Origin of the sequence: Dissulfurirhabdus thermomarina (assembly GCF_012979235.1) — a bacterium.
GTDB lineage: Bacteria > Desulfobacterota > Dissulfuribacteria > Dissulfuribacterales > Dissulfurirhabdaceae > Dissulfurirhabdus > Dissulfurirhabdus thermomarina.
On the sequence record NZ_JAATWC010000024.1, the window covers coordinates 1 to 704 of the forward strand.

Annotated in this window: 1 protein-coding gene; it reads right to left on the reverse strand. The window is 54.3% G+C overall.

All coding sequences use genetic code 11. The features are described 5' to 3' along the window. On the reverse strand, positions 1–677 hold a 677-nt coding region (locus HCU62_RS11565; RefSeq protein WP_169755677.1), incomplete at its 3' end, for an IS5 family transposase. Positions 678–704 lie beyond the last annotated feature (27 nt).

The window sequence follows — 704 nt, forward strand, 5'->3', positions numbered from 1 at the left end:
CGTCCCAGGATTGTTCTCAGTTTGCGGGTGCACTTTGCGGCCCGTTTCATCTGGCGGGCATGGGCATAACGGCTTTGCTGAAAAAAAAGACCTTTGCCAATTCGGTTGTAGTTTTGGCGTAGGGGAATCTTCCGCTTCTTGGCTGCATCAACCAGGCGCCGCCGGGCACGGTGATACAGCCTGGCATCGGTGGGAAAACGAATGTCCTTTTCCTGCACCGTCGTGTCCACGTTGACACGTTTGAGCTGATGGGGTCTTACGACTTTGAGCTTAAGCCCGGCCGCGATGGTTTCCTTCAGCAGTTGTTCTGCGCCTGCCTCACCAATGCGTTTGCGCCAGCGGCTCATGCTCGAGGGGTGTATCGGCGCTTCGTGTTCGAAATACTGCATGCCGCTCAAATACTGCCAGTAGGGATTTTCCACCCATCCGGCAACCACATCGTCATCGCTGAGGTTGTAGGTGTACTTGAGATACTGCAAGGAAACCATCAGCCGTGTGCTGATGGCCGGACGACCGTTGTCCGGGCAGTACTCTTTACCGAACAGCTCGTCCAAGCGGTCCCAATCGACCACGTTGGCCAGCTTGACCAGCCCATGCCTATGATCGATCATTTTCGCAAGCTCTGGACGAAACAAATCCTGCTGACCGTTGTCCCGAGGTGATTTTTTTGGTTTCATGGCTGAAATTTGCAAGAAAAGTGGAGG